This is a genomic window from Marinobacter segnicrescens, from assembly GCF_900111555.1.
Taxonomy (GTDB): Bacteria; Pseudomonadota; Gammaproteobacteria; order Pseudomonadales; family Oleiphilaceae; genus Marinobacter; species Marinobacter segnicrescens.
Genome location: NZ_FOHZ01000010.1, coordinates 13,268 through 33,396 on the forward strand (window position 1 = coordinate 13,268; position 20,129 = coordinate 33,396).

General features: G+C 60.5%; 21 protein-coding genes. 8 read left to right on the top strand and 13 right to left on the bottom strand.

Annotated features, from left to right (window positions below; translation table 11 throughout):
- Positions 1–4 precede the first annotated feature (4 nt).
- The 3 genes from BM036_RS11190 to BM036_RS11200 are packed head-to-tail and all read right to left on the bottom strand — an operon-like array spanning position 5 to position 3,329.
- Positions 5–1,894 carry a putative bifunctional diguanylate cyclase/phosphodiesterase gene (locus BM036_RS11190; RefSeq protein ID WP_091851896.1) on the bottom strand — a complete coding sequence of 630 codons (1,890 nt, stop codon included), beginning with the start codon at positions 1,892–1,894 and terminating at the stop codon, positions 5–7.
- Positions 1,887–2,450, bottom strand: a complete 564-nt coding sequence (locus BM036_RS11195; RefSeq protein WP_091851899.1) for a heme NO-binding domain-containing protein — start codon at positions 2,448–2,450, stop codon at positions 1,887–1,889. The genes BM036_RS11190 and BM036_RS11195 overlap by 8 nt, the downstream gene beginning before the upstream one ends.
- Before the next feature lie 57 nt (positions 2,451–2,507).
- Positions 2,508–3,329 carry a polyphosphate kinase 2 family protein gene (locus tag BM036_RS11200; protein WP_091851902.1) on the bottom strand — a complete coding sequence of 274 codons (822 nt, stop codon included), beginning with the start codon at positions 3,327–3,329 and terminating at the stop codon, positions 2,508–2,510.
- A gap of 125 nt (positions 3,330–3,454) precedes the next feature.
- Here BM036_RS11200 and BM036_RS11205 point away from each other — a divergent pair, with 125 nt between their 5' ends.
- Positions 3,455–4,273, top strand: coding sequence for a TatD family hydrolase (locus BM036_RS11205; protein WP_091851905.1), 819 nt, complete (start codon positions 3,455–3,457; stop codon positions 4,271–4,273).
- Between the two features lie 30 nt (positions 4,274–4,303).
- On the opposite strand, the gene BM036_RS11210 is transcribed toward BM036_RS11205, so the two are convergent.
- From BM036_RS11210 to acnA, 8 genes are all read right to left on the bottom strand, one after another.
- Complete coding sequence (locus BM036_RS11210) at positions 4,304–5,443, bottom strand: HDOD domain-containing protein (RefSeq protein ID WP_091851908.1); 1,140 nt, start codon at positions 5,441–5,443, stop codon at positions 4,304–4,306.
- A gap of 114 nt (positions 5,444–5,557) precedes the next feature.
- Entirely contained in the window at positions 5,558–7,063 is a 1,506-nt protein-coding gene (locus BM036_RS11215; RefSeq protein ID WP_091852200.1) for a methyl-accepting chemotaxis protein, read from the bottom strand.
- Positions 7,063–7,725 (bottom strand): SCO family protein, encoded by a 663-nt coding sequence (locus BM036_RS11220; RefSeq protein WP_245742588.1) that lies wholly within the window; start codon positions 7,723–7,725, stop codon positions 7,063–7,065. The genes BM036_RS11215 and BM036_RS11220 overlap by 1 nt, the downstream gene beginning before the upstream one ends.
- Before the next feature lie 117 nt (positions 7,726–7,842).
- Positions 7,843–9,054 carry an EAL and HDOD domain-containing protein gene (locus tag BM036_RS11225; RefSeq protein WP_091851911.1) on the bottom strand — a complete coding sequence of 404 codons (1,212 nt, stop codon included), beginning with the start codon at positions 9,052–9,054 and terminating at the stop codon, positions 7,843–7,845.
- A gap of 135 nt (positions 9,055–9,189) precedes the next feature.
- Entirely contained in the window at positions 9,190–10,098 is a 909-nt protein-coding gene (locus BM036_RS11230) for a LysO family transporter (RefSeq protein WP_091851913.1), read from the bottom strand.
- A 36-nt stretch (positions 10,099–10,134) separates the two neighbouring features.
- Positions 10,135–10,506, bottom strand: coding sequence for a PA4575 family protein (locus tag BM036_RS11235; RefSeq protein WP_091851916.1), 372 nt, complete (start codon positions 10,504–10,506; stop codon positions 10,135–10,137).
- Between the two features lie 7 nt (positions 10,507–10,513).
- On the bottom strand, positions 10,514–10,834 hold the full coding sequence (locus BM036_RS11240) for a DUF2288 domain-containing protein (protein WP_091851919.1): 321 nt from the start codon (positions 10,832–10,834) through the stop codon (positions 10,514–10,516).
- A 109-nt stretch (positions 10,835–10,943) separates the two neighbouring features.
- Positions 10,944–13,706, bottom strand: coding sequence for an aconitate hydratase AcnA (gene acnA, locus BM036_RS11245; RefSeq protein ID WP_091851923.1), 2,763 nt, complete (start codon positions 13,704–13,706; stop codon positions 10,944–10,946).
- Positions 13,707–13,865: 159 nt separating this feature from the next.
- Between acnA and BM036_RS11250 the strand changes: the two genes are divergently transcribed.
- The 7 genes from BM036_RS11250 (at position 13,866) to BM036_RS11280 (ending at position 17,961) form a co-directional block, all read left to right on the top strand.
- Positions 13,866–14,051 (top strand): hypothetical protein, encoded by a 186-nt coding sequence (locus tag BM036_RS11250; RefSeq protein ID WP_091851926.1) that lies wholly within the window; start codon positions 13,866–13,868, stop codon positions 14,049–14,051.
- Positions 14,052–14,187: 136 nt separating this feature from the next.
- The gene (locus tag BM036_RS11255; RefSeq protein ID WP_091851929.1) at positions 14,188–15,330 is read left to right on the top strand and encodes a thiolase family protein; all 1,143 of its coding nucleotides are present in this window, start codon (positions 14,188–14,190) and stop codon (positions 15,328–15,330) included.
- A gap of 113 nt (positions 15,331–15,443) precedes the next feature.
- Positions 15,444–16,013 carry a TetR/AcrR family transcriptional regulator gene (locus BM036_RS11260; protein WP_091851932.1) on the top strand — a complete coding sequence of 190 codons (570 nt, stop codon included), beginning with the start codon at positions 15,444–15,446 and terminating at the stop codon, positions 16,011–16,013.
- A 98-nt stretch (positions 16,014–16,111) separates the two neighbouring features.
- A complete protein-coding gene (locus tag BM036_RS11265; protein ID WP_091851935.1) occupies positions 16,112–16,375 on the top strand; it encodes an acyl-CoA-binding protein in 264 nt (87 codons plus the stop codon).
- Between the two features lie 169 nt (positions 16,376–16,544).
- Positions 16,545–16,853 (top strand): site-specific integrase, encoded by a 309-nt coding sequence (locus tag BM036_RS11270; RefSeq protein WP_091851938.1) that lies wholly within the window; start codon positions 16,545–16,547, stop codon positions 16,851–16,853.
- A gap of 6 nt (positions 16,854–16,859) precedes the next feature.
- Positions 16,860–17,348, top strand: coding sequence for a transcription elongation factor GreB (greB, locus tag BM036_RS11275; protein WP_091851941.1), 489 nt, complete (start codon positions 16,860–16,862; stop codon positions 17,346–17,348).
- Between the two features lie 310 nt (positions 17,349–17,658).
- Positions 17,659–17,961 (top strand): hypothetical protein, encoded by a 303-nt coding sequence (locus BM036_RS11280; protein WP_091851944.1) that lies wholly within the window; start codon positions 17,659–17,661, stop codon positions 17,959–17,961.
- On the opposite strand, the gene BM036_RS11285 is transcribed toward BM036_RS11280, so the two are convergent.
- On the bottom strand, positions 17,949–19,412 hold the full coding sequence (locus BM036_RS11285) for a HAMP domain-containing sensor histidine kinase (RefSeq protein WP_091851947.1): 1,464 nt from the start codon (positions 19,410–19,412) through the stop codon (positions 17,949–17,951). The two genes, BM036_RS11280 and BM036_RS11285, sit on opposite strands and share 13 nt — an antisense overlap.
- Positions 19,399–20,079: a winged helix-turn-helix domain-containing protein gene (locus BM036_RS11290; protein WP_091851950.1), complete on the bottom strand. Its 681-nt coding sequence runs from the start codon at positions 20,077–20,079 to the stop codon at positions 19,399–19,401. Before BM036_RS11290 ends, BM036_RS11285 begins: the two co-directional genes overlap by 14 nt.
- Between the last annotated feature and the right edge of the window lie 50 nt (positions 20,080–20,129).

Sequence of the window (20,129 nt, forward strand, 5' to 3'; positions counted from 1 at the left end):
CCTGTTATTGACCCCCTGCCAGGGCAAGGATGCCGCGGCGGGGAACCTGCGCAACCAGCTCATCCCGGGGTAGCGGACGGCTGAACAGGAAACCCTGCCCGATATGAGCGCCCATGCCCACCAGGCAGCTCAACTCCCTCTCATTCTCGATGCCTTCCACCACCACAGAGAGCGAGAGTCGCTCGCACAGGGTCAGGATCATCTCCATGATCGCCCGTTTCTCGCTGTCTGAATCAATACCGGACACCAGCGACCGGTCAATCTTGAGCTGGTCCAGGGGCAACTGACGCAGATAGCCCAGGGATGAATAACCGGCGCCGAAGTCGTCCAGTGCCACGCTGATACCCGCCCGCCGCAGCTCTTTCATCACCACCATGGCGATACTGGCATCGGCCATCACCGCGGTTTCGGTGATTTCCACCTTGAGCCGGCGAGGATCCACGCCCGCCCTGTGCAGTTCCCGGATCAGGTGGTCCGCCATGGCAGGATCATGCAGTTGCGCCGGGGACAGGTTGAGGCTCACCGAAAAGTGTTCGCCATAGACCTGGGTCAGCAACGGGTCGTTCATCAGTGGCAGGGTCTTGATCAGCATGGCGTCGGACAGCGCGCCGATCAGTCCGGTTTCCTCTGCTACCGGAATAAACAGGCCCGGGGAGATCAGCCCCAGGTCCGGGTGACGAATCCGACAGAGTGCCTCGAAGGCGTCCACTTCACCTGTCTGCAAGTTGACCAGGGGCTGCAGAAAGGGCTCTACCCAGTCATGGCGTAAGGCACTGCGCAGGCTCTGCTCCGCATCCAGGCGTTCCCGGTTACGCTGGCGCATCTCGTCCTGGTAGACGAGGAAACTGCCGGTGGCCGCATTACGGACCCGCCGCAGCATGGTGCGTGTGGCCTGCAGCATGTCGGCTGAGCCAATGAACCGGCCGTCCTCACCCGGTATAGCCCCGACCACCAGGGACAGCCAGACCCGGCGTTCATTCAGCAACAGGGACTCGTCGAACTGCTGCATCAATTCCCGGGCACGGGTGCGAAGCCCGTCCTCATCCGCATCGTGGACCAGCACAGCGGGGGTGTTATCCGCCAGCAGTGCGACCAGTTCCCCGGGCCTCAGGCAGCGGTGCAGGCGCTGGCGTACCTCCCGCACCAAGGCCCGCTCCTCCGCCGGCGTCAGCGAGTCGCGAACCAGGGCCAGATTGGAGAACACCACCACCAGCAGTCCGACCTGACCGCTCCCTTCTGCTAACCGTTGCTGCAGCACAAGGTCCAGGTACTCAGCGTTGGGCAGGCGCGTGGTGCTGTCGACGAACTTCTGTTCGGTCATGTCGGCCTGGGTGCCAGACATTCTGCGGGGGGAACCGGTCACCGGATCCATCTCACAAATGCCGCGGGCGACCATCCAGCGGTAGCCACCACGGCCATCCTGCAGCCGAAATTCACAGGAGAACCGCTCGCTCAGCCCATTCGCGTGGTTGAGCATGGCCTCGCTGAACGGACCCCGGTCCTGCGGGTGCATGCGCATGACCCATTCTGAAGGCCTGAATCGGTGCCCCAGTTCCTGGCATCCCGACATCGCCAGCCAACGGTCAGAGACCTGCAGTTGGTCTTCTTCGAAATCCCACTCCCAGACACCATCGTTGGCGCCCTGGATAATCAGGTCCAGCCGCCTTGTACGCTCCTGTACCTTTTCCTCCAGCTGGTCCCGGGCGCGTTCCAGCTCCCGGATATTACGGCGCACCGATTCCAGCACAAAGTTGGACAGCACGGAGAGCTTCTGCACATCCAGGTCTTCGGAATCGGTACTCAGGTGGAAGTCATAGCGACCGTCGATCGCCTGGCAGAGCTGGTCGGCAATTTCGTTGATCCGGGCCCGCAGCCGCCGTTCAGAATCACTCACCGGGTGCCTCCACCTTCAGGCAGAAGCGGCAGGCTTCCGCCCCCCGCTTCTGACAGTCGAGGATCTTCATGAACCCGGTCTCGCCAAACTCCTGCAACACCCGGTTAAAAAGGGCTTCATACAAGCCACACAGGCGATTGGGAGAGCGATAGGTGACCAGCAGGTCATCGCCCTGCTGGTCAATCTCGAACTTGTCACGGACCCGTTCCCGGCTTTCCTCGTTGCGCAGGCCTGAAGCCAGCACTGTGTGGATACGGGGCTGGCGCTCCAGGAACGCCCGCGCCGAGCCCGCCATCTGGTAGAACATGGGGAACAATTGCCGGGACTCCCGGATAAAGTGATCCGCATAGAGCCGGTAAAGCGCGTCTTCGTCGAGGCCGAAATACTCGCCCGTCGCCTGCAGCAGTCGCAGGCACTCATCGTCCGGGTAATCCCGGTCAATACGGTAGTCGGGCACTTCATCCAGGCCCGCTTTCCTGCCGATGGCCACCAGGGCCTCTTCACCGCCTTCCGTGCGGATGATATCCACCAGAACTTTCTGGATAAATCCAATCATGGTGTTGTTGCATCCGGTTGTGCGCGGACCCTGGTAGCAGGATAGCGCGTTGCTCTGTTAACTATCCTTACGAAGCAGTTCCCGATACTGTTCAAGTACTTCGTCGTCTTCCTGTGGGTACTCCGGCGCCAGGGCCTCCAGCTGTTCCGCAAGGATTCTGGCCATCAATGCGCGGGCTACCGGCTTGCGGTCCCCCGGCAGAATCAACCAGGGTGCCTCCGGCGTATGGGTGGCGGCAATGGCCTCCTCCACCACACCGAGGTATTCCTGCCGCCGTTTCCAGGCCTCAATATCCGAGTGGTCAAACTTCCAGCGCTTGCGGGGTTTGTCCAGCCGCTTGATCAGTCGCTGCCGGTGTTCTTCTTCTGACAAGTGCAGCCAGACCTTCAGTACGGTCGTGCCTTCCTGCACCAGGTGCTGCTCGAAGGCACGAATGGCACTGTAGCGGGCCTGCCAGTTGTAATGACTTTCATCCCGCACCGGCCAGAGCCGCTCTGCCATTACCGCCTCATGGTGACTGCGGTTGAAGGCCACCAACTCGCCAAGGGCGGGCAGATAGGGCACGACCCGCCAGAGAAAGTCATGCTTTGCCTCGATACCATTAGGCCGCCCGAAGGACCAGGCATGGAAACCCGCCGGATCCATATAGGTGGCCAGGGTGCGTACCAGGCTATCCTTGCCGCTGGCATCGAGCCCGTGAAACACCATCAGGCAGGCTTTTTCACCATTAGCCCAGAGCCGGCGCTGGTGCTCACCAATCAGCTCAAGACTCGGCTGCAGTGCCGGTACGCCGTCATCCTCTATGTCGGAGGGATAGTCGTGGAGTGAGGGTTTTCGGGGATCGTACAGCCAGGTTTCGTTGAAAGGTGTGGAAAACATGCAGGGCAGAATCTCGCAGCGGCGGGGTTATTGATCACCCCTATACCAGTGATTACCCGGACCGACATATAAGCGGCGCGCGGGTTGATGATAAACTTGCGTTATTTACGATCAGGTTAGCAGTTATGAGTCGCAAGAGACGAGAAATACCGGTTTTCGATCAGCCATTGATCGAAACCCACTGCCATCTGGATTACCTCAAGGACCGTCCCCTGGAGGAGACCCTTGAGAAGGTGCGTAGTGTCAACATCGAGCGGGTGATTACCATCGCCGTTTCCCCGGATAACCTGGCACAGGTGCGGGCACTCAGCCAGTTGCATCCCTGGCTGTACGGCACCCAGGGCGTTCATCCCCATGAGGCGGAAGCCTACTCGGATGCCTGTGAGGCGGAAATCCGCGAACACGCGACCGATGACAAGATCGTCGCCGTGGGTGAAATCGGGCTGGACTATTTCTACGATAACGCTGACCGGGAGGTCCAGCGTCAGGTGTTCCGGCGCCAGCTGCAGATTGCAGCTGACCTGGGCAAGCCCGTGGTCATTCACAGTCGCGAAGCCGACGAGGACACCATCGCGATCCTGTCAGAATTCGAAGACACCCTGGAACGCAGGGGCGTCATCCACAGCTTTACATCCGGCCCTGGGCTGGCCCGTTATGCACTGGACCAGGGCTGGTGTCTGGGTTTCAACGGCATAACTACGTTTAACAAGGCGGAAAACGTACGAGACATAGTACGCATGACCCCTGTCGAGCAAATCCTGCTGGAAACCGACTCGCCGTTCCTTACGCCAGTGCCTTACCGGGGCCGGGAGAACGCGCCTTTCTACCTGCCCTTCGTGGCGGAGAAGATTGCCGAGGTCAAGGAGCTTCCGCTGGAACAGGTGCTGAGTGCCACCTGGCAGGCCAGTATGCGCACCTTTTTCCCGGATGATGGAGCCCACTGAGGCAAAAGGCTACGCCGGCGAACCCCTGTCTCAGGCCGGCGCCCGCGCGCTGGCCACATCCAGCCCAAGCCGCCCCAGCAGGCGATCACACTCGTCACTTTCCTGCATGTAGTTGCACATCAGCCACGCGGCCCGCATGACCGCCTTGTCCCGCTCGCCACTGCCGCGGGGCAGCATATAGGCCGCACCAATCAGGTTGCGCAACGGCAGCGGCAGCCGCCAGGCTACCTTGAGCACATTACCCAATGTACCACTCCACTCGTATAAGGCCCGCTCCACATCGTCGTCATCGAGGGCGCCGTCCGAGGCAATAAACTGTTGGGCGGTACTGATGACCGCCAACTCACCAATCCGGTGCAGCAGCCCGGCGGTGTAACACAGGGAGGCATCCACTCCCACCTTGCGGGCCATACCGCTGGCCAGCTCTGCCAGTTCCGAGCTTTTCGCGACCTGCTCCTCGGCAAGGCTTTTCAGGGCAGGGTCAGACAGGCGGTGGGAAATATCCAGGGCCAGCGCCAGCGCATGGTTAAGGCTCATACGTATCCCCAACATGCGAATAGCCTCCCGCAGGCTGCTACAGGGCTCGCCTGAGCGGCGCAGGGCGCTGGTGTTCGCCACGTCCAGCAAACGGGCGGTTACCGCAGGCTGGCCCTTCCAGGCCTCGGAAAGGTCCCCCACTGACAGTTCCCCGGCCCGCTCCACCAGGGCCATGACGCTGGCCGGATCCAGCTCCGCCGGCAGATAGGCCTGGGTATCCCGGGCCCGGCGCAGCATGACCTCAAAGCTCGTTTCCGGACCACCGGGCTGCCCGGTGGGTAGCAAGGTCTTGAGGCGCTCCTGCATCGCGGTAGCCGTAAAAGGTTTCGGCACAAAACCCTGGATATGCAGCCGGCCGGCGGCCAGTACCCGCTCCCGGTCCACCTTCTCAGACACCATCAGCACCGGCACCTCCCGGTCCAGGCGGCGGACGGCCCGCACCAGGTCCAGGCCGCGACCATCCGGCAAGTCCCAATCACACACCACCAGCTCCGGACGCAATTCCTCCAGATCGGCCCGGGCCTCGGCAAGGGTACGATAACTGTGAACGCGGGCCCGGGAAAACAGGCCGGAAACGAGGGTTTCCATCAGTTCCGCCATGGGAACATCCGCGTCAAGTATCAGTACGTTCATGGGTCAGGCTACCAGGTATCGGGCGATTGGCCGTTGAGCATCATCTTTATCAGGAAACTACCATATAAACCATCTCCAGCCCATTCAAACCGTGTGCCAGCCATCATTCCGCGCTCAGGCCCGGTAGCCCTCGATCAGACGGTTGATGCCGGTCGCAAGCTGGTCCAGCTCAGCAGCGAGCCTGCGCACATCCTGGGCCTGCCCCACCACATCCTGGTTCTGGCTGGCCACTCCCTGCACACTCTCATTGATATGCACTGAAGCAGCCGCCTGCTGCTCGGTCGCCGAGGCGATCTGCATGCTCAGGTCGGTGACCTGGGTAACGGCCTGGCGAATGGCGTCGATGGCTTCTCCGGTCGCCCGGATGGCAAGAGATGTCTCCCGGGATCGGGTCTGCCCCATTTCCAGTGCGGCCAGGGCTTGCTCCGCACCGGCAGACAGGGTATCGATCGTGGCCCCGATCTCCCTGGTGAATTCCTGGGTGCGTCGGGACAGGTTGCGCACCTCATCGGCAACCACGGCGAAACCACGCCCCTGGTCACCGGCACGGGCAGCCTCGATGGCGGCATTCAGCGCCAGCAGGTTGGTCTGCTCGGAAATGTCATTAATGGCACCGACGACCTGGCCAATACTGTCCACATTACCCACCAGGCTTTTGACTGCCTCGGCAGAGGACTGCAGGGCCTGGTCTGTCGCATCAGTCAGCGCAACTGCCTCACCCACCCGCTTGGTGCCGGCGTTCGCTGAACGGGAGGCCTCGGCAGAGGCCTCGGAGGCCTGCTGGGTATTGCGGGCCACATCATGAACGGTCGCTGTCATCTCTTCGGTGGCACTGGCGGCCTGGCCGAGACGGTCATTCTGATCGCCAAGGATGGCGGTTGTGCGGTCACTCATGGTATCCAGGGCGCCAGCCGTGCTGGATAGCTGGGCCGATAGCGAGCTCACTTCGCGGATGAGGCCCGAGAACTGGTCAAGCATGCTGTTGAAGGCCCGGGCGGTGTCGTCGGCGCTTTCATCCAGGCGCCCGCTCAGATCCCCGTCCTGACGGAATTGTTCCACCAGTTCCATGATGCTGTGGGTCACCTGCCGCTCGCGACCCAGCCGCAGGGCAAAGAACACCAGGATTCCGGCTTCGAAGACCACGAATGCCGCGTGCAGGAAGGCGATGGACCAGCTGCAACCGTAGTTGAAGATCATCAGCGGCATGCCGCCGAGACTGACACCGGACAGCTGCAGCGCCGTGAGCAGCAAGTGGTGCACAGCAATCACGCCAGCTGCCACAAGGATTGGCAGCCAGTCCCGATAGACCATCACCAGGGCGAGGGCACTGAAGATATGGAAGTGCATTTCGATCCGGCCCATCTGTGCCTGGATCATGATGGCCGAGAACACCACCAGCGCCGTGGCAGCCACTACCGAAAAGCCACGGGTACCCCGGATTGATGCGTAGGCGGCAGACACCACCAGGCCAACGAGCACCGAAGCAACGATAGCGAACACGTGGGTTCCATAACCGACGGGAACCAACAATCCGACCACAGGCACATGGGCCAGCAGTATCCACAACATTTGCCGGTCACTGCTGAGGGCGTCCCGGCGGGTAAATTGGGTATCAGACATCATTGGCTTGCCAACTCCAGTGCAGGCGTCGTGTGGGCAGCCAGCGACTTCGCAGGCTGCTCAGAGAGTATACGAGTCAGGTCGTCAATAACCCGATCAAGGTCAAGGTCGGGGGTGGTATAGAGCAATTCCCGTCGCCCCCGGCTGGATACAACATGCAGGTGGGCAGAATGGTCCAGCTCGTAGGCCTCACCACCGCCCACCCTGTGGGCATAGTCGTTATAACCGCTGGCCAGCTGCCGCGCAGCCGCACCTGACTCCGGCCGGACTGCCACAAACATCGGCCCCAGCGACGCCATCAACTGGTCCAGCCTTTGCTGGCTGTCCCGCTCCGGGTCGAGGGTCACGAACACAAAGTGGACCGGCGCATTCGCCAGCCTGCGCTGCAGGGTGAGGAGGTTGGTCAGTTGTACCGGGCACACCGTACCGCAGCTCTGGTAACCAAAGAACACCAGGGCAAGGCCCTCCGGGGGAGGCACCTGAGCTCCCTGACCGGGCTCCACGAGGGATGGGGCGGGCAAATCCACCCGCAAACCGTAATACCCGCTGCCGGAAAGCAGGGAAGGCAAGACCGGCAAGATTGCCAGAACCGCCAACAGGATTACGAGAAACGCAGTAGCCAACAGCCATCGCTGCCCGCCGGGGAGAATTCTGGATACCAAGGACCTTACCTGCCTGTAAATCACGCGAGCTCGCTATATTGATATAACGAACTTTTAATAATCTGTACGCGTTTTACGCAGAATCAGGAAATCTGGATGTCGGGATCGTATATTCGCTTACGCAGGGGCATGGAGTTCACGGATAAGCCGCTGAACCCGGCTGGCGGACTGATCATAGATCCTGAGCAGGCGCGTGTCCCACTTGTCCAGGTCGGTGCCCATGGCCACGGCGTGTTCCAGGGTGATCGCCAGGCGCAGCACCCGCCCCAGGCTGCCCTTGCGGTGCAGAATGGCCTTGCGGATGTCGTTGTGCAGGTCAATGGTGTCAATAAACTCATCGGCGGGCACCCCCAGCATGATCTCCGCGCCGGACAGTAGCCCGGTAAGGAAAGCCTCCTCCCGGTCAGGGGCGTTGACCCTCACCCGCTCTGCGAGGGATTCACAGACGTGGGCCCGTATCAGTACCAGCCGGGCCTGTTCCTTGTTGACCGTCCGCATGGCACTGAGCATCGACACCCAGTGACGCAGGTTGGTCAGCCCTAGCCGGATAACCACTTCCCTCACCGATGAAATCTTGCCCGAACCGCGGTAAAGCGGACTGTTAACGATGCGGACGAGATTCAGGGAAAGGTCGGGATCCTGGGACAATACACGGGTGAGTTCACCAATATCCGGATCTGGCTGATAGAGCAATGCCAGTAACCGGGTCAACTGGATACCAGAAGCGGTCATTTTCTGTCCCGAGATAAGCTTCGGGCGGGCAAGGAAGTAACCCTGGAACAGATCAAACCCCATGGCCAGGTACCGGTCACGGGTTTCCTGGTCTTCAACCCTTTCCGCCAGCCAGCGAACCGGCAGATGGGCCAGCCGATGCTTGTGTTCCGCCACGGCTTCCGGAGTGAATTGGGAAACGTCCACCTTGATGACATCTGCCATTTCCAGCAGCGGCGCCCAGTCTTCATCGAAGGCGAAGTCATCCAGCGCAAAGCGGAACCCGGCGTCAAACCATTGACGCACCGCCGCCACCAGTTCGGGCGTAGGGTCAATGCGCTCCACCAGTTCAACCATAACCCTGTCGGGGTCCACCGGCAGTACAATACCGGAAAGCAACAGGTCGGCGGACACGTTGATGTAGGCGCGCGTGCCGTAATGGGTTGTATGGTTGGTGATGCCGGTGCAGTAGTTGAAGAGCAATTCACTGGTCGCCTGCTGCTCACCCACCGCAAGCGCACTCTGGCCGAGGTCATTTCGGTAGAGCAGCTCCACAGCTTCCATTTCACTGTCGCGGTTATAGATGGGCTGAGCGGCCAGCAAGGTTTGTGACGCCATCACACAATTTCCGTTTTCCTGTTTCAGGGCGATTATCCCTTCCCGAACGGGTTCCAGGCAGTCCCGGACCAGCGCAGATCATGTACCCGTCGACCACAGAAAGGCAAGCCGAACCGCCCCATGATGGATCGTCGTTTATATCAGAGACAGGAACAACGCCATCAGCACCGGCGACAGGAACGACAGAATAAATCCGGACGCAATGGCCACCGGCACACAGTCGAGACCACCACTGCTGCGAATGACCGGCAGCGTAAAATCCATCGCAGTAGCCCCGCCATAACCGATTGCCATAGCGGGTCGCCGCCCGATGATCACCGGGATAAGTGCCAGGGCGATGATCTCCCGGATGACGTCATTGAGGAAGGCCACCCCACCCCAGGCGGGCCCGAGCGCGTCACCGATCACAATACCAGACAGCGAATACCAGCCAAACCCGGCCGCCAGGGCCAGGGACTGGAACATAGGCACCTGCAACGCCGGGGAGAGCAGTACCCCCGCCAGCAGCGAACTGACTGAGAGGGATACCGCAATGCCAAGACCCTGCCGGTTCAGCAGCAGGCGCCGAAGGGAGAGGCCAGCGTTACGGAGCTGAAGGCCGATCAGGAACAGCAGCAACATAAGGGCCCAGGTGGCAAGGTCTTCGACCCAGTCAAGGGCCGGCAGCAGGAACCAGCCTGCCAGCAAGCCTGCCATCACAGCCGCCAGCGGCTTCGCCGCAGCGAGGAAAAGGCGCCGGTAACTGGTCGCACCGCTGGCGGTGCCGGTTTCGACGTGCATGGGTTGCCAACGGTGCCATAGCCACAGACCTGCAAGGTTCAACACCAACAGCCCGGTCACCAGCACACCCACCTGTGCCGCCATGGCCGCCAATTGCAGGCCCAGCCCTTCCATCTGGCCGAAGCCAACACCCAGCAGGGCCAGGATAAAATACACCAGTCCATCCACACTGTGGTGAACCGCTGTCATCACGGTACGGTTATTCAGTGGAACGGCGAAGCCAAGAAATAATGGCAGAAGGATCAGCAGGGCACCGGCCAGCATGGCAGTCTCTTATCGGGTAAACGGAAGGGTTCAGGGTCAGAGCGTAGGTTCGGGCTGTTCCGGATCGAACCGGTAGTGGCCCTGATTTGCTTCGGCCTGCTGGCGCAGGTCCCTGGCCAGGCGCTGGGCGCAGACGGTCCACTGAACCGGCTCATCACGGCTGGGACTGTACCCCTGCTCCAGCAGATTGCCGGCAAGTTGTCGCAGCGCCGCTTCGGCTTTCTCACGATCAGGGTAGGGCCCCCGACAACGAGTGACGTCGGGCTGGCCATCCGGCCCGCCTGCCAGAACCAGCACGGACCAGATGCCACCAGACACCTTCTTGATGTGGAGCTCGAGGCGGCGCTTGCCCTGCCAGAGCACCAGCGAGTGCAGGGGCGAGCGACCGTGGAAGTAGTGCAGCTTCATGGCATGCTCAGTGCAATTTCCTGTCGTGCCGGTCCTGGACCAGCACCCACGGTGCCACGACCACCGCCCAGAGTTCAGCTTCCCGGTCATACCAGGTACGGGCCAGGTCGGGACTGACGTCGCCCACCTGGTCCTGGCTCATCCAGTGCTGGAACTGGGCCTTGTTGTCCGCCGTCAGCTCCGCTGCCACATCCAGCAGATCCAGTTCCGGCGACACACGTACAACATGGCCACGCGCATAGTAGGTCTGCAGTTCGCGCCAGCCTATACGGGAGGTTTCCAGGTTCAGGGAAGCCCTGATTTCGTTGCGGGATCGGGGGGATGTCATGCTTATCCTCGGAAACAACAGCGTGTTCAGCCGAGAGCCTCGCATGAAAGGCGGCCGGCGGCAAGTACGCCGCCAGCCTGGAGAGTTAAAGCAACATTACTGACAGAACCTACGATGCCTGCTTGATCATCTCCCGCACCACATAGTGGAGAATGCCACCATGGCGGAAATACACCGCCTCGTTAGCCGTATCAATGCGGGACTTGAGATCACAGGTATCGGTTGAGCCATCCTTGTAGGTGACCGTCATCTTCAGGCTCTGGCCCGGCTGGATATCGCCGGACAGGCCTTCGATGCTGATGGTCTCCTCACCGGTCAGCTTCAGGCTCTTGCGATCCACACCCTCCGGGAACTGCAGGGGCATTACCCCCATACCGATCAGGTTGGAGCGGTGGATGCGCTCGTAGGACTCAGCCACCACGGCCTTGACCCCCAGCAGACGGGTACCCTTGGCAGCCCAGTCACGGCTGGAACCGGTGCCGTACTCCTTGCCGGCAATAACCACCAGTGGCGTGCCCTGCTCCTGGTATTTCATGGCAGCATCGTAGATGGCCATCTGTTCCCCGGTGGGCACGAACTTGGTGAATCCACCTTCCACGCCATCGAGCATCTCGTTACGGATACGGACGTTGGCAAAGGTACCCCGCATCATCACTTCGTGGTTGCCACGACGGGAACCGTAGGAGTTGAAGTCTTTCGGCTCCACCCCGTGCTCCTGCAGGTATTTCCCGGCCGGTGTATCGGCCTTGAAGGAGCCTGCGGGTGAAATATGGTCGGTGGTCACCGAGTCACCCAGCAACGCCAGGATGTTGGCATCGCGGATATCCTCGATGGCATCCGGCTCCGGTCCGAGACCTTCAAAGAAAGGCGGGTGCTGGATGTAGGTGGAGTTGTCCGACCACTCGTACACCTTGCTCTCCGGCACCTTGATGGACTGCCAGGTTTGGTCTCCGTCGAACACTTCCGCGTACTCCTTGCGGAACATGTCGGTCTTCACTTTTTCTACCGCCTCGGCAATTTCCTGCTGGCTGGGCCAGAGGTCCTTCAGGTAAACCGGGTTACCGTCCTTGTCGGTACCAAGCGGGTCCTTGGTAAGGTCCACGCGCACATTACCCGCCAGGGCATAGGCAACCACCAGCGGGGGTGACGCCAGCCAGTTGGTCCGTACAAGTGGGTGCACCCGGCCCTCAAAGTTCCGGTTGCCCGAGAGTACCGAAGCCACGGTCAGGTCACCGTCGGTAATGGCCTTTTCCACTGCCTCCGGCAACGGGCCGGAGTTGCCGATACAGGTGGTGCAACCATAACCCACCAGGTTGAAGCCCAGCTTGTCCAGGTCATCCTGGAAACCACCAACCTTCAGGTAGTCAGTAACTACCTTGGAGCCCGGTGCCAGCGAAGTCTTCACCCACGGCTTGGTGCTCAGGCCTTTTTCCACTGCCTTTTGCGCAATCAAGCCGGCAGCCATCATCACGCTGGGGTTGGAGGTATTGGTACAGGAGGTAATGGCCGCAATCACCACCGCACCCGGATCCAGGCGGGATTCCTCGCCGTCCAGGTTCAGGGGCTGGCTCGCATGGTGCTCGTAGCTGTCCTCAACGCCCACGGCGGTCTGGCCACCTTCAGACTCCCATTTCTCCTCGCGAAGCTGATTCGGACCCTCGGCGGTTTCCATGACTAGCTCGAAGGCCGACTTCATCTTGGTCAGTGGGACACGATCCTGGGGCCGCTTGGGACCGGCCAGGCTGGCGACCACGTCGCCCATGTCCAGCTCCAGGGTGTCGCTGTATACCGGCTCGTGGCCCGGCTCCCGCCACAGACCCTGGGCCTTGGCGTAGGCCTTCACCAGTTCCAGCTGATGGTCATCGCGCCCCGTCAGCTTCATGTAGGTCAGGGTCTGCTCGTCCACCGGGAAGAACCCGCAGGTGGCACCATATTCCGGTGCCATGTTGGCAATGGTGGCGCGGTCGGCTACCGGCATGTCCTTGAGGCCGTCGCCGTAGAATTCCACGAACTTGCCCACCACGCCCTTCTTGCGAAGCATTTCAGTGACCGTCAGTACCAGGTCGGTGGCAGTGATGCCTTCACGGAGCTTACCGGTGATCTTGAAACCCACCACTTCGGGAATCAGCATGGATACCGGCTGGCCCAGCATGGCGGCTTCCGCCTCGATACCACCCACACCCCAGCCGAGGATGCCCAGGCCGTTAATCATGGTGGTGTGAGAGTCGGTGCCTACCAGGGTATCCGGATAGGCAAAGGTCTTGCCCCCCTGTTCTTTGTGCCACACGGTCTTGCCCAGGTATTCCAGGTTGACCTGGTGGCAGATACCGGTACCCGGCGGCACCACACGGAAGTTGTCAAAGGCCTGCTGGCCCCAGCGCAGGAACTCATAACGTTCCTGATTACGCTCCATCTCGATAGTCACGTTGTCCTTGAAGGCCGACGCGTCACCAAACTTGTCCACCATCACCGAGTGGTCTATCACAAGGTCCACCGGCGACAGGGGGTTGATCAGTGCCGGGTCCTTGCCAGCCTTCTTGACTGCTTCACGCATGGCCGCCAGGTCCACCACCCCGGGCACACCGGTAAAGTCCTGCATCAGCACCCGCGCCGGGCGGAACTGGATCTCGGTGTCGGAACGGCGATCCTTGAGCCACTGCACCATGGCCTCCAGGTGTTTTTTCTCTACCGTTACGCCATCCTCGAAGCGCAGCAGGTTTTCCGTCAGCACCTTGAGGGAAAAAGGCATCTTGCCCAGGTCGCCCAGTGCCTCCTGCGCCTTGGGAAGGCTGTAATAGTGGTAGGTTTTGCCGTCCACATCCAGGGTGGAGAGGGTGTTGTAACTGTCGTTGCTGATACCGTCATTCGACATGTGTTGCCTCCTTTTCCGATCGTCAAATGCGTGAAGGCGTAATCTGGCCGGGCCCCGGCCACCGATTTCTTGTCTATTCTGGTCGGAAGTCTGCCCGGAAAGATGGCTTCGGGGAAATCTCTCTTAACTATTGCACCGATTAACGGGAGTTCAACCCCGGTGACACGAAATGCCATTTTTGTGCATGAGTATGGCATCCTGCGGGTCGCGAAAGGCAGCTACCTGACCCAAGCCCATGAGCTGACCCGGATTGGTGACCTGCCCGCACTGGTGCTCAAGGATATAGGCGGCCAGTCCCTGGACCGCAGTATGCCCAGCATGCCTGCGCCTGTACTTCTTTTTTAGACACCAACAGGAACGCTGCACTAATAACCGTGGAACCTGCCCCATTGCCTGATCAAAAAGGATTTGCGTCCGTTATATTACGACTATAATATGATGGTTGTAATTTAACCATTGATGGAACGCCAGGAGCACCAGAATGACCAACATCGTAATAGCCGGCTACGCCCGGTCGCCTTTTCATTTCGCCCGCAAAGGCCAGCTCGTCAACCTGCGCCCGGATGACATGGCCGCCCAGGTCATGGGCGGCCTGGTCAGCCGGCTGGATCTCAGTCCCTCATTACTGGAAGACGTCATTCTGGGCTGCGCCTACCCCGAGGGCGAACAGGGCAACAACCTTGCCCGCATTGCCAGTTTCCGGGCCGGTTTTCCGGAGACTCCGGGAGCCGCCACCATCAACCGGTTCTGTGGCTCTTCCATGGCCGCTATTCACTATGCGGCCGGCCAGCTGATGCTGGGCGCTGGTAACGCCTTCCTCTGCGCCGGCGTCGAATCCATGACCCGGGTACCCATGGGGGGCTTCAGCAACTGCCCCAATCCTGAGCTTATGGAGCACTACCCACAGGCCTATATGCCCATGGGCTTCACTGCTGAGGAGGTGGCCCGCCGCTATGGCGTCAGCCGGCTGGAACAAGAGCAGATGGCCGTTGACTCCCATGCCAGAGCGGCTGCCGCCCGTGACGGGGGGCGCCTGGCGGACGAAATCGTCCCCCTGACAACGCCTGATGGCGAGGTCCGGGAAGATGGTTGCATCAGGCCTGGAACCAACCTGGAGACCCTGGCCGGACTGCCGCCGGCTTTCGAAGGATCGGTCACTGCGGCCACCTCTTCCCCGCTGACCGATGGCAGCGCTGCCGTCCTGGTCTGCACCCGAACCTTTGCGGACCAGTATCACCTGCCCGTACTCGCTCGGATACGAGCTGTTGCGGTGGCCGGCTGCCCGCCGGAGATCATGGGCATGGGCCCCGTGTATGCCACCCGTAAGGTTCTGGAACGCAGCGGTCTCACAATCGATGACATTGACCTGATGGAAATCAACGAAGCGTTTGCCAGCCAGGCCATCGCGTGTCTGCAGGAACTAAACATGCCCCGGGACAGGGTTAACCTTGACGGGGGTGCGCTGGCCCTTGGCCACCCATTGGGCGCCACCGGTGCCCGGATAACGGGCAAGGCGGCCTCGCTGCTGGCGCGTACCGGAGGGTGCTACGCCATTGCCACTCAGTGCGTGGGTGGTGGTCAGGGCGTGGCAACCCTGCTGGAACGGTCTTCCGCCGATGCATAGCTATTGTCGGTGCCCGCCAGGCACTGACCGGCCCCGGCTTTCGGTGTAGCATGTCGGCATCCAGGCCGCGGGCGTACTTAGCCCGCGGCAAACCCGATTCCAGGAGGCTTCCGATGCGTTACTCTCCCGACCAGAAGGAGAAAACCCGCCAACGTATACTTGCCGAAGCTGCCCGGCAATTCCGGGAACAGGGCATCAGCAACACCGGCCTGCAGCCGCTTATGAAGACCCTGGGACTCACCCATGGCGGCTTTTATGCTCACTTCCGGTCAAAGGACGACCTGGTCGAATCGGCCCTCCAGGAAGCGGCCCGTCAAATGGACGAAGAGACCGCCCGGGTCCATGAGACCGCAACACCTCTGGCAACACTGATCACCCGGTATCTTTCCCGCGCCCATCGGGATTCCCCCGGTCAGGGTTGTGCACTACCCACCGTATCAGCAGAACTGGGCCAGCTTGGCCGACCCAGTGAGACCACAGACCGGATTGTGCATGACCGACTGACGCTGATTCAGGGTGGGCTGGAACAGGACAAGCGGGAAGAACGCAGCTTTCTGATCCTGTCAGCCATGGTCGGCGGCCTTATGCTGGCACGGAGTGTCAGCGATACGGCTCTGTCGGAGCGTATCCTCCAGTCCACCCGCGATCAGCTACTGGCGCTGATTGACGGAGAGCTCACCTGAAACCACCTGCGTCAACATGGCCATAGCCGGATACCTGGCGCTATACTGCCATCACAGACGTCTAACGGACCTCTTTAAAAAAGATCAAGGAAACTGCCATGAGCGATCTTGAAACCCGTTTTAATGAGGCGGTGGATTACATACAGAACGGGCGGGGCGACCAGGGCCCCTCCAACGAACAGAAACTGGAATTCTATGCCCTCTACAAGCAGGCTACCGAGGGGGATGTCTCCGGCAAGCGCCCGGGTATGATGGACTTTGTAGGCAGGGCCAAGTTCGATGCCCGGAAGAAGCTCACGGGAATGTCCAGGGAAGACGCCATGCAGCGTTATATCAACCGCCTCGAGGACTTTCGCGGTTGATGGATAAACTGGGCGTGGGTGTGCTGAAGCGTCTGAACAAGCCGTAACCTCAGTATCCCGGCTTTCCTGCAGATGGTTTTTGCGGTATTCAAGCGTTTGTCATATGATGCCGTCACTATAACAACAACAGGGCCGGTAAGCGGCTCGCGAGCCATCAGCAGGAATCACCATGCATCTGACCGAAGCGCTTGAACAGAGCGAACCCGGCCTGTTTCAGCGAGTGCAGGACGCCATCCGCCATCAGCAACTGAATCAGCGCACCCAGCAGACCTATCTTCACTGGATCGCGCGCTTCGTACTCTTCCACCAACCGAAGACCCCGGAGACACTGGAAAGTGCCGACCAGCAGCTCTTCCTACTTTACCTGCAGGACCGCATCCAGGTGTCACGTGCCCGGCTCAACCAGGCACGCCAGGCTCTTATGTTCTTCTACAGCGATGTACTCCACAAACAGGAGTCGGCAGCAGAGCCGGCCTGATACCCCATGCGCGCGAGGTTGATCACGCGCGCCGGTTTCGAGGCGCTGAAAGCCGAGATGGAGCACCTGTGGCGTGTGGAGCGCCCCGAAGTGACTCGCAAGGTAACCTGGGCTGCCAGCTTGGGCGATCGCTCCGAGAACGCGGACTACCAGTACAACAAGAAGCGGCTGCGGGAGATTGACCGCCGCTTCCGCTACCTGGAACGGCGTTCCCGGGAACTGCAGGTGGTCGACTACAGCCCGGAGCAGGAAGGTCGTGTCTTTTTCGGAGCCTGGGTTGAGGTTGAGAACGAAGACGGCATGGCCCGCCGCTTCCGCATCGTAGGCTACGACGAACTGGACCTCGACAAACGCTTTATTTCCATCGACTCCCCCATGGCCCGGGCCCTGCTGAAAAAACAGGTTGACGACGAAGCCCTGGTGCAGACACCGGAAGGACCAGCCACCTGGTACGTCACTGATATCCAGTACGAAAAGCCAGAGCTGGCAGACTGAACCACACCCCAGGTCCAGGCCTCACCGTAATACGGTTTTCATCCGGGCGAAAAAAACCCCGCAAGTTGCGGGGTCAAGGCTAGCGCTGTGCTGGAGGGAGAAGCAGACGGAACCTTCGTGGTCTGCTTCACTACTGCCCTACCTATTATGCACGGGAGCCGTTAACCCGAAGTGGCCGCGCAATGACATTTATTTCAGGCATCATTGCCGCCTTTCCCTGCCGCAACTGGCAGGTTGTATACTTGGCCCGGCGGCCCCATGATGGGACTATCAAGTGCCAGTTACCTCCCTGTTGAGGACAAGCAGACCTATGAACACAGAGAAGCTCACCCAGGCAGCCCTCAAGGGCGTTGACGCTGTAGGCTATCAGCTCGACCGGATGGGCATTACCGATAAGGTGAATCGCCACAATATTGCCGCTTTCCTGATGGCCGAGCAGCACCACCTGGAAGGCGAATGGGAAAGCCTGCAAACCCGTCTCGATCGCTATCGTCGCCAGGCCGGCGATATGCTGGACAGTCTTGAACGGGAAGGTTCGCCGGTGCTACGGCCCGTCGCCGAGCGCATTAACCGGTTTCGCCGCAACGACGACAACAAGTCTCAGACAGAGTAATCTTCGGGCTGCCCGGCCTCTGCAGTGGCTGCCACTGACTTCACGCGACGCTTCTGGGGATTATAGCGGGGCAAGGTAACCCGAACCCGCAATCCGGGGTGACCGGCACCCGGGTGGTGATCAAAGACGCCAATGGTGCCCTGGTGGATCTCGGCCACCGCACTGACCAGGCTCAGCCCCAGACCGTTACCTGGTAATGAGCGGCTCTTGCCAACCCGGTAGAAGCGCTGGAAAATCTGGCCTTTCTCGTCGTCCGGGACACCGATACCACTGTCGGCCACCTCGAAGATCGCTGCCCCGCTCTCTATCACTACCCTCACCACGATTTCCCCTTCCTCGGGGGTATACTTGATGGCGTTATCGATCAGGTTGCTGACCATCTGGAACAGCAGGTCCCGATCGCCTTCCACCGTCACCTCGTCGTCGATGTCCTGGGTAAAGGTCTGGAACTTGTCTTCCGAGACCGCCTCATAGAGTTCACAGGCATCCCGTACCAGCAAGCCGAGAGAAACCGGCCGCAGGTCCGCGGTGGTATTGCCCCGGGTTTCCAGCCGGGCGATCCGAAGCAGGGCATTGAAGGTGGCCAGAAGCTGGTCCGCCTCCGCCACCGCCTTCGCGGCCTGGTCCCGGGCCTCGTCGTTATCCACCAGCATCAGCGTGGTTTCCAGCTGGTTGCGCAGCCGGGTCAGGGGTGTGCGCAGGTCATGGGCGATGCTGTCAGACACATGGCGGATGCCTTCCATGAGGTAAACGATCCGGTCCAGCATCTGGTTGAGGTTTTCGGCGAGCTGGTCAAAATCGTCCTGGGTGCCCCGGGTGGGAATCCGTTGGGACAAATGCCCGTTCATGATCTTGCGCGAAGTGTTGTTGATCACTTCTATACGGCGGGTAGTGCTGCGGCTCATCATGAAGCCGCCCAGCAAGGCCAGGGCCAGGGTGATACCCATGCCCCAGTTGATAGCGGTTTCGATCAGGGCTTTCAGGGTATTGAGGTCATCCACATCACGGCCAACCAGTAATCGCAGGCCGCCCTGCACCTCAAAGATACGGGCCCGGGCCTGCCGTGGCGGACCGGTCCAGCCCAGGCTTTCGTCCAGGGTAAAGTTGATCCAGCTACCTTCCCGGGACTGCGATTCCACCGGCCAGCCGTTCAGGTTACCAGCCAGCTTGAGGTACTCATCGGTGGTAAGCAGGTAAAGCGATTTGGCATTGGGGTCACGGGCCACCCGCTCACGGATGATCGTGATCAGGCCATTAACACCCCGACCCCGGTATTGCTCCGCCAGCCCTGCTATCTCAGCTTCGATGGTTTCATCGGTCTGGGCAGTCATGAAACCGGCGGTACGCCAGTAGATGAACGCCAGCAACAGGAAAACCGAGGTGGCAAACACCACCATGTAGAGCAGGGCCAGCTGGAATGTAGAGGTTCGTAGCTGACTAAGCAGTTTCACGCAGCATGTATCCCGCACCCCTGACTGTCTGGAGCAGCGGGGTATCGAACTCCTTGTCGATCTTTGCCCGTAGACGGCTGATGTGCACATCGATCACGTTGGTCTGGGGGTCGAAGTGGTAATCCCACACTTTCTCCAGCAGCATGGTACGGGTCACCACCTGACCGGCGTTGCGCATCAGGTATTCAAGCAGCCTGAACTCCCGGGGCTGGACATCGATATTCTGGCCGGCGCGCTTGACGGTCCGGGCCAGCAGGTCCATCTCCAGGTCAGCCACCTTCAGAACTGTCTCGGTTTCGGCAGACTGGCGGTTACGGCGCACCAGGGACTCAATTCGGGCCAGCAGTTCAGTAAAGGAGAACGGCTTGGTCAGGTAGTCATCGCCACCACCACGCAGACCCTCAACCCGGTCATCCACATCCCCCAGGGCACTGAGAATCAGCACCGGGACCTGGTTGCCGGTAGCCCGTACCGTCTTGATGATGGACAAGCCGTCCATACCCGGTAACATCCGGTCCACAATCATGATGTCGTAGTCTTCGCTGGCGGCCATCATCATGCCTTCCTTGCCGTCAGCCGCGTGATCCACCACGAAATCGGACTCCTTGAGCCCTTTTACCAGGTAGCTTGCTACGTCCTGATCGTCTTCGATTACCAGTGCTTTCACCGGTCTTCCTCCCGCCTGACTGAGTAACCACTGTACCGCAAGGGAGGCCG

Bases quoted from the DNA above. Each gene is read 5' to 3' on its own strand.
- BM036_RS11195 (WP_091851899.1), bottom strand. From the start codon at position 2,450: ATGATTGGATTTATCCAGAAAGTTCTGGTGGATATCATCCGCACGGAA.
- BM036_RS11200 (WP_091851902.1), bottom strand. From the start codon at position 3,329: ATGTTTTCCACACCTTTCAACGAAACCTGGCTGTACGATCCCCGAAAA.
- BM036_RS11205 (WP_091851905.1), top strand. From the start codon at position 3,455: ATGAGTCGCAAGAGACGAGAAATACCGGTTTTCGATCAGCCATTGATC.
- BM036_RS11210 (WP_091851908.1), bottom strand. From the start codon at position 5,443: ATGAACGTACTGATACTTGACGCGGATGTTCCCATGGCGGAACTGATG.
- BM036_RS11215 (WP_091852200.1), bottom strand. From the start codon at position 7,063: ATGTCTGATACCCAATTTACCCGCCGGGACGCCCTCAGCAGTGACCGG.
- BM036_RS11225 (WP_091851911.1), bottom strand. From the start codon at position 9,054: ATGGCGTCACAAACCTTGCTGGCCGCTCAGCCCATCTATAACCGCGAC.
- BM036_RS11230 (WP_091851913.1), bottom strand. From the start codon at position 10,098: ATGCTGGCCGGTGCCCTGCTGATCCTTCTGCCATTATTTCTTGGCTTC.
- BM036_RS11235 (WP_091851916.1), bottom strand. From the start codon at position 10,506: ATGAAGCTGCACTACTTCCACGGTCGCTCGCCCCTGCACTCGCTGGTG.
- BM036_RS11240 (WP_091851919.1), bottom strand. From the start codon at position 10,834: ATGACATCCCCCCGATCCCGCAACGAAATCAGGGCTTCCCTGAACCTG.
- acnA (WP_091851923.1), bottom strand. From the start codon at position 13,706: ATGTCGAATGACGGTATCAGCAACGACAGTTACAACACCCTCTCCACC.
- BM036_RS11255 (WP_091851929.1), top strand. From the start codon at position 14,188: ATGACCAACATCGTAATAGCCGGCTACGCCCGGTCGCCTTTTCATTTC.
- BM036_RS11260 (WP_091851932.1), top strand. From the start codon at position 15,444: ATGCGTTACTCTCCCGACCAGAAGGAGAAAACCCGCCAACGTATACTT.
- BM036_RS11265 (WP_091851935.1), top strand. From the start codon at position 16,112: ATGAGCGATCTTGAAACCCGTTTTAATGAGGCGGTGGATTACATACAG.
- BM036_RS11270 (WP_091851938.1), top strand. From the start codon at position 16,545: ATGCATCTGACCGAAGCGCTTGAACAGAGCGAACCCGGCCTGTTTCAG.
- greB (WP_091851941.1), top strand. From the start codon at position 16,860: ATGCGCGCGAGGTTGATCACGCGCGCCGGTTTCGAGGCGCTGAAAGCC.
- BM036_RS11280 (WP_091851944.1), top strand. From the start codon at position 17,659: ATGAACACAGAGAAGCTCACCCAGGCAGCCCTCAAGGGCGTTGACGCT.